General features: G+C 51.8%; 14 protein-coding genes and 1 tRNA gene. 11 read left to right on the plus strand and 4 right to left on the minus strand.

Annotation, left to right across the window (positions count from 1 at the left end):
- Positions 1-59: 59 nt before the first annotated feature.
- Together cruG and cruF are read right to left on the minus strand one after the other, a co-directional pair.
- Positions 60-1,238, minus strand: coding sequence for a 2'-O-glycosyltransferase CruG (gene cruG / locus AC5JLP_RS08390; protein ID WP_496067476.1), 1,179 nt, complete (start codon positions 1,236-1,238; stop codon positions 60-62).
- Positions 1,235-2,206 (minus strand): gamma-carotene 1'-hydroxylase CruF, encoded by a 972-nt coding sequence (cruF, locus tag AC5JLP_RS08395; RefSeq protein WP_496067477.1) that lies wholly within the window; start codon positions 2,204-2,206, stop codon positions 1,235-1,237. The genes cruG and cruF overlap by 4 nt, the downstream gene beginning before the upstream one ends.
- A 344-nt stretch (positions 2,207-2,550) precedes the next feature.
- On the opposite strand from cruF, the gene AC5JLP_RS08400 reads away from it, so the two are divergent.
- The 6 genes from AC5JLP_RS08400 (at position 2,551) to AC5JLP_RS08425 (ending at position 6,784) form a co-directional block, all read left to right on the plus strand.
- Positions 2,551-2,624: transfer RNA gene (locus AC5JLP_RS08400), tRNA-Pro, on the plus strand.
- Positions 2,625-3,197: 573 nt separating this feature from the next.
- On the plus strand, positions 3,198-3,587 hold the full coding sequence (locus AC5JLP_RS08405) for a hypothetical protein (RefSeq protein ID WP_496067478.1): 390 nt from the start codon (positions 3,198-3,200) through the stop codon (positions 3,585-3,587).
- A gap of 1 nt (position 3,588) precedes the next feature.
- Positions 3,589-4,080: a hypothetical protein gene (locus AC5JLP_RS08410; protein WP_496067479.1), complete on the plus strand. Its 492-nt coding sequence runs from the start codon at positions 3,589-3,591 to the stop codon at positions 4,078-4,080.
- A 226-nt stretch (positions 4,081-4,306) separates the two neighbouring features.
- Positions 4,307-5,272, plus strand: coding sequence for a hypothetical protein (locus AC5JLP_RS08415; protein ID WP_496067480.1), 966 nt, complete (start codon positions 4,307-4,309; stop codon positions 5,270-5,272).
- 341 nt (positions 5,273-5,613) lie between these two features.
- Positions 5,614-6,312: a MotA/TolQ/ExbB proton channel family protein gene (locus tag AC5JLP_RS08420; protein WP_496067481.1), complete on the plus strand. Its 699-nt coding sequence runs from the start codon at positions 5,614-5,616 to the stop codon at positions 6,310-6,312.
- A gap of 64 nt (positions 6,313-6,376) precedes the next feature.
- Positions 6,377-6,784 (plus strand): ExbD/TolR family protein, encoded by a 408-nt coding sequence (locus AC5JLP_RS08425; protein ID WP_496067482.1) that lies wholly within the window; start codon positions 6,377-6,379, stop codon positions 6,782-6,784.
- A 177-nt stretch (positions 6,785-6,961) separates the two neighbouring features.
- Here AC5JLP_RS08425 and AC5JLP_RS08430 read toward each other — a convergent pair whose 3' ends face one another.
- A complete protein-coding gene (locus AC5JLP_RS08430; RefSeq protein WP_496067483.1) occupies positions 6,962-8,068 on the minus strand; it encodes a hypothetical protein in 1,107 nt (368 codons plus the stop codon).
- A 546-nt stretch (positions 8,069-8,614) separates the two neighbouring features.
- On the opposite strand from AC5JLP_RS08430, the gene pstS reads away from it, so the two are divergent.
- The 5 genes from pstS to AC5JLP_RS08455 all read left to right on the plus strand — a co-directional run bounded on the left by pstS (position 8,615) and on the right by AC5JLP_RS08455 (position 13,117).
- Positions 8,615-9,655: a phosphate ABC transporter substrate-binding protein PstS gene (pstS, locus tag AC5JLP_RS08435; RefSeq protein ID WP_496067484.1), complete on the plus strand. Its 1,041-nt coding sequence runs from the start codon at positions 8,615-8,617 to the stop codon at positions 9,653-9,655.
- 267 nt (positions 9,656-9,922) lie between these two features.
- Positions 9,923-10,921 carry a phosphate ABC transporter permease subunit PstC gene (gene pstC / locus AC5JLP_RS08440; protein WP_496067485.1) on the plus strand — a complete coding sequence of 333 codons (999 nt, stop codon included), beginning with the start codon at positions 9,923-9,925 and terminating at the stop codon, positions 10,919-10,921.
- A gap of 7 nt (positions 10,922-10,928) precedes the next feature.
- Positions 10,929-11,801 (plus strand): phosphate ABC transporter permease PstA, encoded by an 873-nt coding sequence (gene pstA, locus AC5JLP_RS08445; RefSeq protein ID WP_496067486.1) that lies wholly within the window; start codon positions 10,929-10,931, stop codon positions 11,799-11,801.
- 30 nt (positions 11,802-11,831) lie between these two features.
- Positions 11,832-12,638 (plus strand): phosphate ABC transporter ATP-binding protein PstB, encoded by an 807-nt coding sequence (pstB, locus tag AC5JLP_RS08450; RefSeq protein WP_496067487.1) that lies wholly within the window; start codon positions 11,832-11,834, stop codon positions 12,636-12,638.
- A gap of 107 nt (positions 12,639-12,745) precedes the next feature.
- Positions 12,746-13,117 carry a hypothetical protein gene (locus tag AC5JLP_RS08455; RefSeq protein WP_496067488.1) on the plus strand — a complete coding sequence of 124 codons (372 nt, stop codon included), beginning with the start codon at positions 12,746-12,748 and terminating at the stop codon, positions 13,115-13,117.
- An 81-nt stretch (positions 13,118-13,198) separates the two neighbouring features.
- Here AC5JLP_RS08455 and AC5JLP_RS08460 read toward each other — a convergent pair whose 3' ends face one another.
- Positions 13,199-13,795 carry a DUF4126 domain-containing protein gene (locus AC5JLP_RS08460; protein WP_496067489.1) on the minus strand — a complete coding sequence of 199 codons (597 nt, stop codon included), beginning with the start codon at positions 13,793-13,795 and terminating at the stop codon, positions 13,199-13,201.
- Positions 13,796-13,836 lie beyond the last annotated feature (41 nt).

Raw genomic sequence — 13,836 nt, forward strand, 5'->3', positions numbered from 1 at the left:
TTTTAGCCTTCATCCCCCCATCCCCCATTTCCTATCCCCTCATTCCCATTCCCCATCCCTCATCCCTCCCCATACCTCCTCCCTCTCCATTGCTTTGGCGTTTGGAGTGAAGACAGAAAGAGCCGCAAGACAGCGATCGGATCGGCAAGAGGTGAGAGCCAAAAAAGCCATGCTGGTTTAGCGTGAGTACGATCGCAAGAGGGCGCGATCGCGAACGTGAGTCCTATTCGAATCAGCACGAGCAGTAAATTGAGGCTGAATGCTGTGATGACTACAGGTGCAGAACGACCGCTGAGCATGTCACCAAACAGTAGCAATACAACGGGAATGGGAAGCCCCTGAACGGCGAGCAGCAGCAGCCAATCACCCCAAACTTGACTGCGAGAAGCGGCATCTTTGAGATCGAGCGATCGCCCCCATTCGCGCCACGTTTCAGCCGCTCCTTCATACATCCGCACTTTCAGCACATTTGCTCCATCCAGAAAGGCGACTTTGGCTCCTTGAGCCGCGATCGCGCGTGCCAGCGTGACATCATCACAAAACGAGCGGCGAGCAACCGTATAACCGCCAACCTGAGCGAGTTGCGATCGACGGCAGAAAAAGCATTGTCCATTTGCCATCACGCGATCGGGTCGATTTCCTGTTTCGCCTGCTGGCCCAAAGCGATACACCAACGTCAGCAGCAGCGCCGGATGCAGCAACAGTTCACCGGGGTACCTTAAAAGAAACTGAGGTGCCAGTGAAATTAAATCGTATCCCTCCCGATTAGCCGTATCAAGCAAACTGGCAACAAGACCGGGTTGAGGTTGCGTATCGGCATCGATTCCCAGTACCCAATCACTGTCAACCGCGCTTGATAAAAAACCATGATGCAATGCCCAGGGACGACCCACCCAATCCTGGGGCAGTGGATCATCGTTGAGGAGACGAAAGCGTGGATCAGTCGCCTGCGCTGCTTTCACTAGCTCTGGTGTGCGATCGGTTGAGTGGCTATCTACCACCAAAATCTCTCGCACTTCGTAGCCTTGACGGCTCAGCCCCGAAAGGCACGGCATCAGGCGTTCTGCCTCATTAAGGGTCGGCACGATCACACTAACGGTCGCTAGCTGATCTGGCGTTGGCTGTTTGGGTTGCAACGGTGGATAGCGGTCCGGCCCTCGCAGCAAGCGAGAAAGCAAAATAGCCGTAGCTGGCACCTGAGCCAGGAGCAGACCGAGAAGCAAAACGTCTCTAATCACGAGGATGACTTGGATGCGGCTGCAACCGGCACGGTAGAAACGTCACTATGGGCAACAGCCGTTTTTTCGAGCTCGTTGCCGCGAAAAGACGCTTCTGTATCGATAGCAGGCTCAATCGCTACAGTCGGCTTAGCCACCCACCAAAGGGCGATCGCGGGTAGTACCCCTAAAACAGCGCCGATCGCAGTAGGAATCCAGAACCGCACATCCAACTGATTCACGGTGATGACAGCGCCAAACGCAAAGTTCACAAGGTAGATCACCAGTGGGACGGTGAGTTGGGGACGGGTAAGGACGATCGACGTGTTGCGCCAAAAGAGCGCTGCAACCGACATAAACAGAGCACCCGTACCCAACCAGCCTGTCAGGTTGCGGTAGGGCATCCCAAAAAACTGACCCAGATCGCGGAATTCCCAGAAGGGATAGGCCGTCTGACTCATGGCAGGGTCAAGCACAAAGTCCCACGCGGTGAGGAGAATGGCACCCAGCAAAATTGCGCTGACTTGCTTCTGCCAGCTTTTGAACCCAATCGCATCCAGCCCAACCCGGGCCAGCAGATACGTCGATAATCCTACATAAAACCAGGACAACGGAATCGTAAACGGGACGAGTCCAGCGATTTTGTAGCCTAAGCCGTTGAGATAACCATAGTGTCCAAACGGAAAACCTGTGCTGGTTCCCAGTAGTTCGCTGCTTAGCGAAAGGCCGATCGATGGCACCATAAACAGCAACCAGGCACGCAAGCCCAGCGTGCGATAGGCATAAAGGGCCACCGTCACAGCTCCCAAGAGAATATAAACGACGCCACCACCCGCCATGCTCCAGCCAAACAGAGCTTGTCCAAAGGACGGTAGGGTGGCGATAAATTCAGGGTTTGGCAACACTAGCAGCAACCCTGCTAACCCAAACACCAACGATAGAATATGACCCGTCAGGCAGAAACGCTCGATCGCGACTAGCTGTCTCATAGAGACTCCTCAAAACACAGGGCACTGAAAAACCGCTAGCTACAAGTTTACAAATGTTTATGAGAATATTGCAGACTGCGATCGGTTTTTAGCAGAAATTTGGTCGAAAATACAAAACGCTTTGTTGCTCTTCTCCACTGAGCAAAAGCCCACTGTCATTAGTAACAGAATGTTCAGGTTTAAGCTATCACCACACAACCCACCAACTTTGCATCTTTTCTAGCCGAAGCACGATCGAACCTCTGGTGCTGAGGTTGGGCGTGCCTCCTGATGACGGCAAACAGAGTGTGATAGCCTAAACTAGGAGTTGAGCAGGCTCATTGAGCAAGATCAGCTAGCTTCAACGGGATGTGGCGCAGCTTGGTAGCGCACTTCGTTCGGGACGAAGGGGCCGCTGGTTCGAATCCAGTCATCCCGATCTTAAGCGCCTTGTTTTTCAGCACCTTTAATCTGAAAAGCATCAATTTCAGCAGAGAATGCTCTCTTTAATGAGGAATCTCTTTGCTGTTGTTTAGAAAATTGTGAAGTTCTAGTTGTAGACTTGACAAGACCCTTTATAGTATTTTTGTACTAATCTCTCTCAGCACTTAGTTAGATTTGTTCATACGCGATCGCACAGGATTGCTCTCAGTGCAACGGTTGTTTAATTTCAACCATCACTCTGGTAGCAAACCCTGAAGTGACGTGTCTGAGCACATCCTGTTTTGTCAGAAGCATCCACTGACAACCGCGATCGTACTGGGAGAGCACCGCGCGCTTCCACGAGTTTGAACATGGGTGCTTGAAGCAGGCTCGCCGTATCGATGGTTTGATATCAATTTGAATTGAAAATGCGACACATCCTGTAGGGGCAAGGCAATGCCTTGCCCCTACACACCGATTGATCTGTAGCCGTCATTCTTTAAATCGGTATGAGGCTCTTGTTCACCTGATTTAACCCGTCACTAAACCTAGTTACTTTCACGACTTGTCACCTTCGAGGACTGGAACGATGCATCGTCGTAAATCTCGCACCAACAGTATGAAATACATGCTGGCTGGTGGGTCTGTCGTAGCAGCAGTTGGCTTGTTAGCGGATCCACGCAGCTTGTTGCCAACGCCTGCCCCAACTAAAGCGATCTGCCAGGAGGTTGTGCAGTCGAAAGCCACGCTGTCGAGGGAGCAGTTATCCCAGTTTTTGACGATTCCTGAGCGCTCTAGCAAAGCGCAGGTACGTCAAATCATGAAAGAGCCTTACTGCCAGTTGCCGCCTGTGGATGTACGATCGAGCGTTTCTTCGCGTCGTGAAGCCTATCCACTCGCCTTTGATACCCAAACCTGGTTGATTGTGCTCTACGAGGGCAACGAATATGCAGGTTATGCGTTTAGCTTCCGTCACTAGCATGCGAATCCATCTCATTCTGAGAGGAGCAAGGTTGCGAGGGGCTGTTTTGAAAGGGACGATCGCAGGCATTGCCCTGTTGCTCTTACCGTTTGGCTGTGCTCGTGCGCCGAGCAATTCTTCCACTCTCAATATCAAGCTTTACCAAACGTGGGAACTTCAGCCAGGCGATGTCTTAGGCGATCGCCGCATTCTCGGTGGGTTAGGAGACATTTCTATTGCTCTCAATGGCAACAGCGTCTATGCCCCTTTTGACGGTCGCACCCAACTCGATCAGCATCAATGCCTCATTTTTTCTAGCCCAGATGTGCCTGCTTATCTGTTTCGCCTGTGTGGTTTGAAGGATGCACGCCCCAGGATAGTCAATCAGGGCGATGCGATCGGCAGTGGTACCCTGCTTCAGTTCGCAACTCTGCGCAAACAGCCCAACGGCACCTGGGCCATTGTTGAACCTGCCAAAGCCATCCTGGAACGCACGCTGAAGAAATCTTAGATGGTGCGCGATCAATTGAAACGTGCAATTGGCAACGTTTTATACCGATTTAAAGAATGACGGCTACAGATCAATCGGTGGGTAGGGGCAAGGCGTTGCCTTGCCCCTACAGGATGTGTCGCATTTTCAATTCAAATTGGTATTAGCTTGCTGACCATTCACAACGACTGACCATTCACAACAACTAAAGACTCTGCTCTTATCCTTATTACCGTTGCTTCCCCGCATGAAAGTCTCTTCCCTGGTTGCTTTTAGTTTGCTTGCGTTCCTCTCAACCGTCCATCAGGCAGCACAGGCCGATGAGAGCGGTGCGATCGATTTCTCGTTGACTGCAAATACGCCATCCAGCTCCGTTGCCTCTGCACTGATCGAACAGTCGGAGGCAGCGCCAGCCCCGCCATCAACCCCTGCTTCGTCCGCCCTCAGCTTTGCACCACCTGCCGCCTCACCAAGCCCTCCAGCGCCCAAACCAGTTGCTCTGAAGGAGAGTCCCACACCAGATGTTGCGACTGAACAGGGCAGCGATATTTTTGCAGGTGGCTCAGACTCTCTGGTTGCCCGTACCGTGGGTCATGCAGAAGGCACGCGCACAGCCGACGGCAGCAAAACCCGCGCCTACTACGGACACTCTGATCCCGGTAATGGAGTTTGGAATTTAGGTAGTTTTTCTTACCAGCATGGGGCGAAATCACCGGAAGAAGCTGATGAGAGGCAACTTCGGCGCTTACAGCAGCAGGCAGATGTGATTCGCCAAAGAGCAGACTCACACCGCTTGAACCTATCGCTAGAAGAAGAACTGAACGCCATTGACTTGGCAAATCAGGCTCCTCTGGCTGCGTTGGATACGCCTGGATACATTGAATGGCTGAAGAAAGCGCGCGATCGCGGTCTTACAGGGTCTGATGCGGTACTCTGGGCACGCACGCAGTCTTACTGGAACCCACGGCGAAATCGTTGGGAAGCTCCTGGGTTGGGTAATACAGAAGATGGGATCAGCCACGATCAAAATCGACGCCTGACTGCGATCTCACGAGCGCTAGGCACTTACCAGCAGCAAGCCTTGGCACGTCGCAAAGAAGACGAACCGCAAGATAAAGTGGCAGACAAACCCCCTGCCGAAAAAGTTGCTAACAGCATTATTTTTCAGGATTTGTCTCAGCCGAAACCGGGAGAGATTGCGCAGGCAAACTAATACCAGTTCTGAGTTTTGCGTTTTGAGTTAAAGAGCGGTCAGCAGTCAGCCGTAGCCTTCTTCTAAAAACCAACAACTGCTTTAGCGATCAGGGTAGACGTTTTGAGTTAAATTTCCGTCTTCCCCTGCTTCCCTAGCTCCCTCCGCATCCCGACTCCCCACTCCCTGCCTTCTGCCTTAGTGAGGCGATCGCTTCGCGGCAAGATTTGCATCTTCAAAGTTGTGTTGACTTTTATTAACCTGACGTTAACCAGACCCCCTCTGCAAGTCCGTTATTCTAACGGGAGGACTGTGTTCAATCCCAGATTCTCCAGCAGAACGGTCGTTCCCAAGCCTTTAAGATGTCTTCTACGTTATTTGAATTGTTATCAGATGGTGGCCCAGTCATGATCCCAATGGCTGGGTTATCTGTGGCGACGCTTGCTTGTGCGCTAGAGCGGGCCTGGTTCTGGTTCAAACTCTCTCGCGGTGAGGATCGCATCGCCCACGATGTGCTAGAAGCCGCTCGCTATAGCCTTGACGACGCACGGCTCATCGCTGAGCGCAACCAGACATTACCGATCGGTCGCTTTTTGCTGGCACCGCTCAAACTCCAGCACCCCACACCCGAAACCTTTCGGCTGGCGATGGAAGCCGCAGGCGATCAAGAATTTGTGCGGATGCGGAAGGGCGATAAACTCCTCGAAACGGTGGTTGCGCTTGCGCCCCTATTGGGGCTACTGGGAACCGTGACTGGTTTGATTAGCACGTTCAGTAATTTAAATATTGGCGGGGGTGGCACAGGGGCTGACACGTCCAAAGCCGCAGCGGGCATTGGCGAAGCGCTGATTGTTACGGCGGCTGGGATGGTGGTCGCGATTATTGCGCTGGCGGCCTTTCGGGTGTTTGTCACACTCCAAACGCAGCAGATCGAGTATTTTTCCAAGATTGGCAGTGAACTTGAGGTAATTTACCGCCACGTCTGGTATGAAGCGGGGCAGTTAAATGGCGATCGGGCGATCGCGTCAAAGTCCGATCCGGTTGTCAGCGGTCATTCCTAGCCGTCATTGCTTCAGCCTTCTTTCCTGTCAGCATTGTCCAGCCAGATTCTGTCCAGAGCGTGTCATGAAATTTAAAGCACAGCAGCAAGGCTCTCAGATGCCGGAACCCAATCTGGTGCCGATGATGGACGTGATTTTGACCGTCCTTACTTTTTTCATTATCGTTTCGATGACGCTGACTAGCTTTCAAGCGGTTGATGTGCCGCTACCCAGCACGGACAAAGGCGTTAGCAAAGAAAAACCCATTGAGCCAATTATTATTGCCATGAACCGCCAGGGGCAGGTGTTGATGAACAACACCCCCGTATCGGATACTCAACTGGCGCAACTTATTGTGACCTATCTGCAAAAGAACCCGAAGGGGACGGTTGTTCTCAAGGCGGATAAGGGGGTTACATATGAGAAAGTGGTGCAGGTGTTAGGTACGCTGCGTGATATCGGCGGCGATCGCGTTTCCCTGGCGATCGAATAATCGTAGAGATAGGGCATTGTTCCCTACTACATATGTCGCATTTTCAATCTAATCCAGGGCTTATACATTTTGACCAAAACCTTGGAGGTTTAGGCCACTACATTTAGTGATGATGCCTGATGTCTGGTTAAAACCTCCGAGGTTGGCGCAATTCCAACTGATATCAGGTTTGCCCCGTTAATTTGGCTTCTTTGTCCAAATCACAGCCACAGTGCCGCCTGCTTTACCGGGCACCAGGTTCAAATAGCCTGTAAATTTGCCTTTCTTCAGCTCGTATAGTGAACCACCCCCGTAGGAGCCAGACTCGGTAGCACTCTCAAATTTTTTCAAGACAGATTGCAACGTCTGGTAAACCTGTGCGGCTGGCTGCCCTTCAATCACCCGTGTCTCAAAGATCCCATCCACGTACACCTGGTTTGAAGGGTTATCTTTGTCCGGTTCAAGAAAGGCATCAGGATCAGGCAGGTCGAACGAGGTGGCAGAATTATCGGACGAGGTGCTGTACGTTGCGTCAAGCTCCTTGGCAATGTCACCTAATTCTTTGGGAATGCCAACCACATCCCCCTTCTTGATTTTCGCCAATTTGTCTTTGTCTAACTTATCGGGGCCAAGCAAGTAGAACGTCTGTGAACCGTCTTCTACAACACTGAGGTAGTAGCTGACACCCCCCTTGGATACCTTGAATGTATTTTGCTCCGGTTCATCGCTAAGGGTGAATTTCTGGACAGGCAACGCCTTACGAAAATGAGCGACCACCGAAGCTGGAGACGCACTGTCTGCAACCCGCAAGTTTTCGAGGTTCTGGAAAGGGGTTGCACCAGGGTAATGGGGAAAATCAGCAAAGGGGTTTTTGGCATCACTGGACGTAGCGCCTGCTGTCCGTTGCGACGTTGCTGGAGTCTTTTGCACCGGAGGCGCGATCGCAGGTTTGGGGCGACTAATCTTTGGCAGTGAGGGTTTTGCCAGTTTGGGGCGTGCCTTAGCGGCTGGTTTGGCTGTGGGTAACTGCGTGATTTTGACGGGGTTTTCCTTATCGTCCGTTTTCTTGGGCTTCTGCTCAGACGGTAGGGGGGTGAAGAGCAACAGTGCGTGTAGGCCGATCGCCGCAATCAGCATCGGTCGGATAAGCAATCGTATAGGCGCAGGCAACTGCTTTAAGGCTGGAATGGTGGTCATAAAAATGATTGCAGCAAGGAACGCCGTGTAGAAAGCAACAAAGGGAAAGGGACGGGCTGAATCTGCGATCGCGCCATTGATGAAGACGTTAGCCGTCAGCAGCGTCAACGCTGAATGTCACGGTCATCGCACCACAATGGTTGGTAGAAGCGCAAACCTCAAGACATTTCACTCCGATTGAACTAGCTAAATAGTACGTGGATCAGGGCACAATTCACAATAACGAACGCGATCGCTCTAACGCTTTGCAAAATAGATTGACTTGACTTTGTAAAGAGATCATTCAGGGTAGCCCAATGCTGCAATGGGTGGGTCGATCGCCAGTATAAACCGTTAACAAAAGAGATATAAGCACTATAACTCTTCCTCCACAATTTCACCGGATGCTATGACAATCACCTTATAGCAAGGCTTTTCAGCCTCTAATCGTGTTGCTTGAAGAGCGAGAAATGTTCATACAGCACGTTAAAGCGAGCCGACCAGAAACATTGAGTTGAAACAAAATATGCCGATAGGGAGAGTGTCTTAAACTAACGTTTAATCAACCTTAACCTGCTGTTACAGCTTCTTTGGTTTTCACTTAACTGCTGTAGTTGTACGGTTGTCATTGTTACCCAATCTAACAATTAAGTCTCTTTGTGAGGACAAGGCAAAATGGCATTTCCTGCAATTGCATTCCGTCGCGCCGTTACTGCCTCAGCCGTAACTGCCGCGATCGCGCTTGGGCCACTGTTAACTGCGATCGCGCAGGCAGTCCCCTTGACGGGCGCTGGAGCGACTTTCCCAGTTCCTTTGTATGAGCGTTATATCGCTGAATTTAAGAAAGCCAATCCCGATATTGACGTGAGCTATCAGGGTGTCGGTAGCGGTGCTGGTATTCGTCAGGTGATTGCGGGCACCGTTGACTTTGGTGGTAGCGATGCTGCCATGACCGATGCTGAGATCGAAAAGGTCAAGCAAGGCGTTATCCTCGTTCCCACTGCGGGTGGTGCAGTTGCCGTGGTTTATAATCTCCCCTTTGTACCTAACCTCAAGCTGTCTCGTGATGTCTTGCCTGACATTTTTGCAGGCAAGATCAAGAAGTGGAACGACCCCAGAATTGCGAAAATTAACCCCGGTGCAAAGCTTCCCGATTCTGAGATCAAGCCTGTCGTGCGTGCCGATGGTAGCGGTACCTCCTTTATCTTCACAAACCATCTGAGCGCCGTTAGCCCCTCCTTCAAATCTGAGGTTGGTGTTGGCACCGCTCCTAAGTGGCCCGGAAGTCCGCTGAAGGGTAAAGGCAATCCTGGTGTGGCGAAGGAAGTCAGCAATGCTGAAGGCACGATCGGCTACGTTGAGTATGCCTACGCCAAGCAGAACAAAATCCAGACCGCACTGGTAGAAAACAAAAAAGGACAATTCTTGCCCCCTTCCATCCGCGACACAAACAAGGCGCTGTCTACTGTACAGTTCCCTGAAAACAATCGCGTGTTTGTAGGTGATCCTAATGATGGTTACCCCATCGCTGGATTGACCTGGTTGATGGTTTACAAACAGTACGACAGCCCTGAAAAAGCAGCGGCGATTAAAAAGTTTGTGAACTGGGTGTTGAACGACGGGCAGAATCTCAACGCGAGCCTTGATTATGTGCGGATTCCTGCTAAAGACGCAAAGCGCATCGTGAGTGATGTGAACGCGAACGTGAAGCCATAGGTGCGATCGACCCATTCACAGCTTGAAGCGTCCTCTGGTTGATCTGGAGGACGCTTTCAGGTTGTTGATTGCTTCATGGAGATGGTTCCTGGCCGAAAGATGTTTTCACTCAGTTTTTTAACCGGATTTAGCCTTTGGTATGCCTCTGCATCAGCAGAAACTCAGCTTCTGACTCTTTATCGGCAGCAACAGATTATCGGCAGCAACAGACATCACTCTCTTGCAAGTCGCTTCGCCCCTCACCGTTCACTCCTCACTTTCCACCCAATGAGTTCAGCCGAACCGCCTCAATCTGCTTACACGTTCTCGACCAGCCAAATGTCCACCGATCGCGGCGCAGACATTATGGCAACCGATGGCATGTTCTCCTGGCTTAATCAGGGGTTTCTCTGGTTAACCCGTGGGTTTGCACTCATCACGGTGCTAACGCTTCTATGGATGGGATGGGTGATTTTTAAGCAGGCCCAACCTGCTATCCAAGCCTTTGGCCTCGGCTTTTTGACCAGCCAGGAATGGGACATTGCCAATGTGAAATTTGGGGCGCTGCCTTACATCTTTGGCACGGTCGTGAGTTCGACGATCGCCCTGGCGTTAGCCCTTCCCATCAGTCTGGCAGTGGCACTCGTCACCAGCGAAAATTTTCTGCCGCCCTGGGTGCGATCGCCGATCGCCTTTTTGGTGGAACTCATTGCCGCGATTCCCAGCGTCATCGTTGGTCTTTGGGGCATTTATCTACTGGTGCCGTTTTTGCAGCCGATTCAGCTCTGGCTTTACCACCACTTCAAGCAGATTCCCCTATTTAGCACGCAGCCCTTTGGGTCTGGCATGCTGGCAGCTGGGGTGATTTTGGCGATTATGATTTTGCCGACGATCGCGGCCATTAGCCGCGAAGTGCTGTTGGCGATTCCGTCCGATCTGCGTGCCGCCTCCATGTCGCTGGGAGCCACGCGTTGGGAAACGATTTTTGGGGTGATTCTGCCGTCATCGGTATCGGGCATCTTGGGAGCCGCCATGCTGGGATTGGGGCGCGCGTTGGGTGAGACGATGGCGGTCACAATGGTGATTGGTAATTCCGCGCAGATTAGCCCTTCGTTGTTCAATGTGGGGTACACCATCCCGGCACTGCTGGCAAATGAATTTGGCGAAGCGCTCGATCCCTTGCACATTGGCTCACTGATGTATCTCGCCTTGATTCTGTTTGTGCTGACGCTGGTAATCAATGTGCTGGCAATTTTGATGGTGCGGGTACTGGGCTATGGAAAATGAGGCGGCTATGAAAAATGAGGCGTTAGAGCTAACAGCACCGCTACCCGCTGGCCGTCGCGCTTTAAGCAATGGCATGACGCTGCTTGCCTTCTTGGGCACCGCGATCGCGCTGTTGCCGCTGCTGGCAATCCTCCTCAAAATTTTGTGGGAAGGTGCGCCTCATCTCAAGTGGGAGGTGCTGACCTCGCTTCCGGCACCAGTTGGCTTAGAAGGCGTGCCAAATGGCTTTGCCAATGCTATCCAGGGTACGGTCATGATGGTGAGCATTGCAACCCTGATTAGCGTTCCAATTGGGCTGCTGACCGCCATTTACCTGTCGGAGTTTGGGAAGCAGTCGCCGCTTGCACAGGGTGTACGCTTCTTGATCCTGGTTCTCAGCGGTGTCCCGTCGATCGTCGTGGGCGTGTTTGCTTATGCTGTCATTGTGCTGAACTTCAAATTTTCGGCACTGGCGGGTAGTTTTGCGCTGGCTGTCATCATGCTACCGATCGTGGTGCTGACTGCTGAAGAAGCCTTGAAGCTTGTCCCCATGCAGCAACGGCTTGCCTCTGCTGCACTGGGTGCTAACCCCTTTCAAACGACGCGTACAGTCGTTGCAACTGCTTTAGCAGGCATTACTACGGGTGTACTGTTGGCTGTGGCGCGTGCAACAGGTGAGACGGCACCGCTTATTTTCACGGCTCTGTTTACGCAAGGTTGGTCGCAAGGCTTATTACAGCCAGCACCCTCGCTATCAGTGATGATTTACAACTACGCCAATTCCGCGTATGTTCAACAAAACCAGCTTGCGTGGAGTGCGTCGGTGATCTTAGTCGGTATGGTTCTGCTGACCAATCTTCTCTCTCGCTTCATCACCCGTAAACGCTTGCCAAACCGCTAGACTATCTCATCCAGTGAGGACGAATGTTTCATGCACCCTGTTGATACTGCTGCGTCAATCGCCACGGATAGCCCTGCCTTGAGCGTGAAAAACCTGAGCTTTTACTACGGCAGTCAAAAAGCTGTAGAAAGCATCTCAATGGATGTTCACCAGGAGCAAGTAACCGCAATTATTGGGCCTTCTGGCTGTGGTAAATCCACCTTCCTCAAAGCGCTAAACCGCATCAGCGAACTCGAAACAAAGGTGCGTGTCGATGGCATCGTTGAGTTTTTCGGTCAGAATATTTACAGCCCACGGGTCAATCTCAATCGCCTACGACGCAAAATTGGCATGGTGTTTCAAAAGCCAAACCCTTTTCCCATGAGCATCTATGACAACGTTGCCTATGGAGTGCGCGTGTTTGGTCGTCCGGGCCGTGCGTCACTGGATGAAATGGTGGAGTCTGCCTTGCGAGGAGCCGCACTCTGGGATGAGGTGAAAGACAATCTGGGCAAATCTGCCTTGGGGTTATCAGGTGGGCAGCAACAACGCTTGTGCATTGCCCGTGCGCTGGCAGTAAAGCCCAAAGTACTCTTGATGGATGAGCCTTGCTCTGCGCTTGACCCGATCGCCACCATGAAAATCGAAGAACTCATCCACACGCTGCGGCAAGAACTGACGATCGTCATTGTCACCCACAATATGCAGCAAGCTTCTCGCGTGTCTAACTACACGGCGTTTTTTAGCACCGATGAAAGCCGGATTGGTCAACTGGTGGAATTTGGGCCAACCTCTCAGATCTTTATGCAGCCTGCCGAAACACGCACACGAGACTATGTGGAAGGTCGGTTTGGGTAGATAGGGATGAGGGATGAGGGATGGGGATGAAACACCGATCGCTTGCCATCTAGAGCTTTGCCGCTACAATCTAGTCACACCTGCTGGACATGATTGATACGTGTAAGATGACGACCGACCCACCCCAACCCAGCACTCAACAATTGCTCGACGCTCTTTTGCAGTCGCAAGCGTTAGGACATCACAAGCTTGATCTCCTCACAGACCAGATTGGACACCTCACTGAGGTTGTAACCACTGGGTTCGCAGAACTCAAAGAAGGGTTCGCAGAACTCAAAGAAGGGTTCGCAGAACTGAGGGGTGGCTTTTCTGAACTGAGAGTAGACCTTTCGGAATTAAAAATTATCGTGAAAGAGCAAGCGGCAAGCCTGGAACGTATTGCTGAAACGGCTACGCAGCAGAATGAAAGCATTGCCCGCCTGGCAGCGACAGTAGAGCGTCAGGCTCAGCTTGTCGATCGACTACTGCCGCCAGGTTAATCCATCCATCGCTCAACGGTAATAAATGCAAGCCTTTTGGCTACCGCTCAAAACTAACGCAACGGCAAGACAGCGGCACGATCATGACGATGTTGCTTTATCGATCGCGCCTGACTGATACCGATCTTTATTGAAGAAGCGCCAAACGTTGTAGCCAACAAACAGCAGCACTGTAAGCACTGCAATACCAGAGACCGTGGGCAAGGCAATCGCCAGCATAGTCAAGCCAATGGATGCCATTAGCTCGATCGTCGAGAGAATGGGATTGGTCAAACCACCAGATGTTGCTGTCGAGCCGATACGCAGCAAGTTTAACAAACCTTTAGTCAGTCCGGCGGCTCCTCCACCCGCGATCGCGGCCAGCGTCCATTGTGCCAACGGACTCATATCTGACGCAGTCGCAGCCGTCACAATGGTACCTGCCACGATCGCCAGTGGTGTGGCAACTGTATCGAGTAGATGATCAAACCAGGGGATGTAGTAACCAGCGACCTCTAAACTGCTGGCAACCGCAAACGTAATCAAGGCATGATCCGTACCAACCCATGCAACATTTGCTGGTAAGTCTAGATGACCGACGATCGCCGCTGTACTCACAACCAACAGTGGTACAAAGACTCTAAACCCACAAGCAGCGCTCAAGCTCACACCCAGCAGCAAACTAGTTAAAGTATCCAAGTGTCCCCCTTCCCTGCCTCTGCTTGAGCTGTCTCGACTGA

The organism is Stenomitos rutilans, assembly GCF_059505485.1.

Bases quoted from the DNA above. Each gene is read 5' to 3' on its own strand.
- pstB (WP_496067487.1), top strand. From the start codon at position 11,832: ATGCACCCTGTTGATACTGCTGCGTCAATCGCCACGGATAGCCCTGCC.
- cruF (WP_496067477.1), bottom strand. From the start codon at position 2,206: ATGAGACAGCTAGTCGCGATCGAGCGTTTCTGCCTGACGGGTCATATT.
- AC5JLP_RS08420 (WP_496067481.1), top strand. From the start codon at position 5,614: ATGTCTTCTACGTTATTTGAATTGTTATCAGATGGTGGCCCAGTCATG.
- pstA (WP_496067486.1), top strand. From the start codon at position 10,929: ATGAAAAATGAGGCGTTAGAGCTAACAGCACCGCTACCCGCTGGCCGT.
- AC5JLP_RS08415 (WP_496067480.1), top strand. From the start codon at position 4,307: ATGAAAGTCTCTTCCCTGGTTGCTTTTAGTTTGCTTGCGTTCCTCTCA.
- AC5JLP_RS08410 (WP_496067479.1), top strand. From the start codon at position 3,589: ATGCGAATCCATCTCATTCTGAGAGGAGCAAGGTTGCGAGGGGCTGTT.
- AC5JLP_RS08455 (WP_496067488.1), top strand. From the start codon at position 12,746: ATGACGACCGACCCACCCCAACCCAGCACTCAACAATTGCTCGACGCT.
- pstC (WP_496067485.1), top strand. From the start codon at position 9,923: ATGAGTTCAGCCGAACCGCCTCAATCTGCTTACACGTTCTCGACCAGC.
- AC5JLP_RS08425 (WP_496067482.1), top strand. From the start codon at position 6,377: ATGAAATTTAAAGCACAGCAGCAAGGCTCTCAGATGCCGGAACCCAAT.
- AC5JLP_RS08405 (WP_496067478.1), top strand. From the start codon at position 3,198: ATGCATCGTCGTAAATCTCGCACCAACAGTATGAAATACATGCTGGCT.
- pstS (WP_496067484.1), top strand. From the start codon at position 8,615: ATGGCATTTCCTGCAATTGCATTCCGTCGCGCCGTTACTGCCTCAGCC.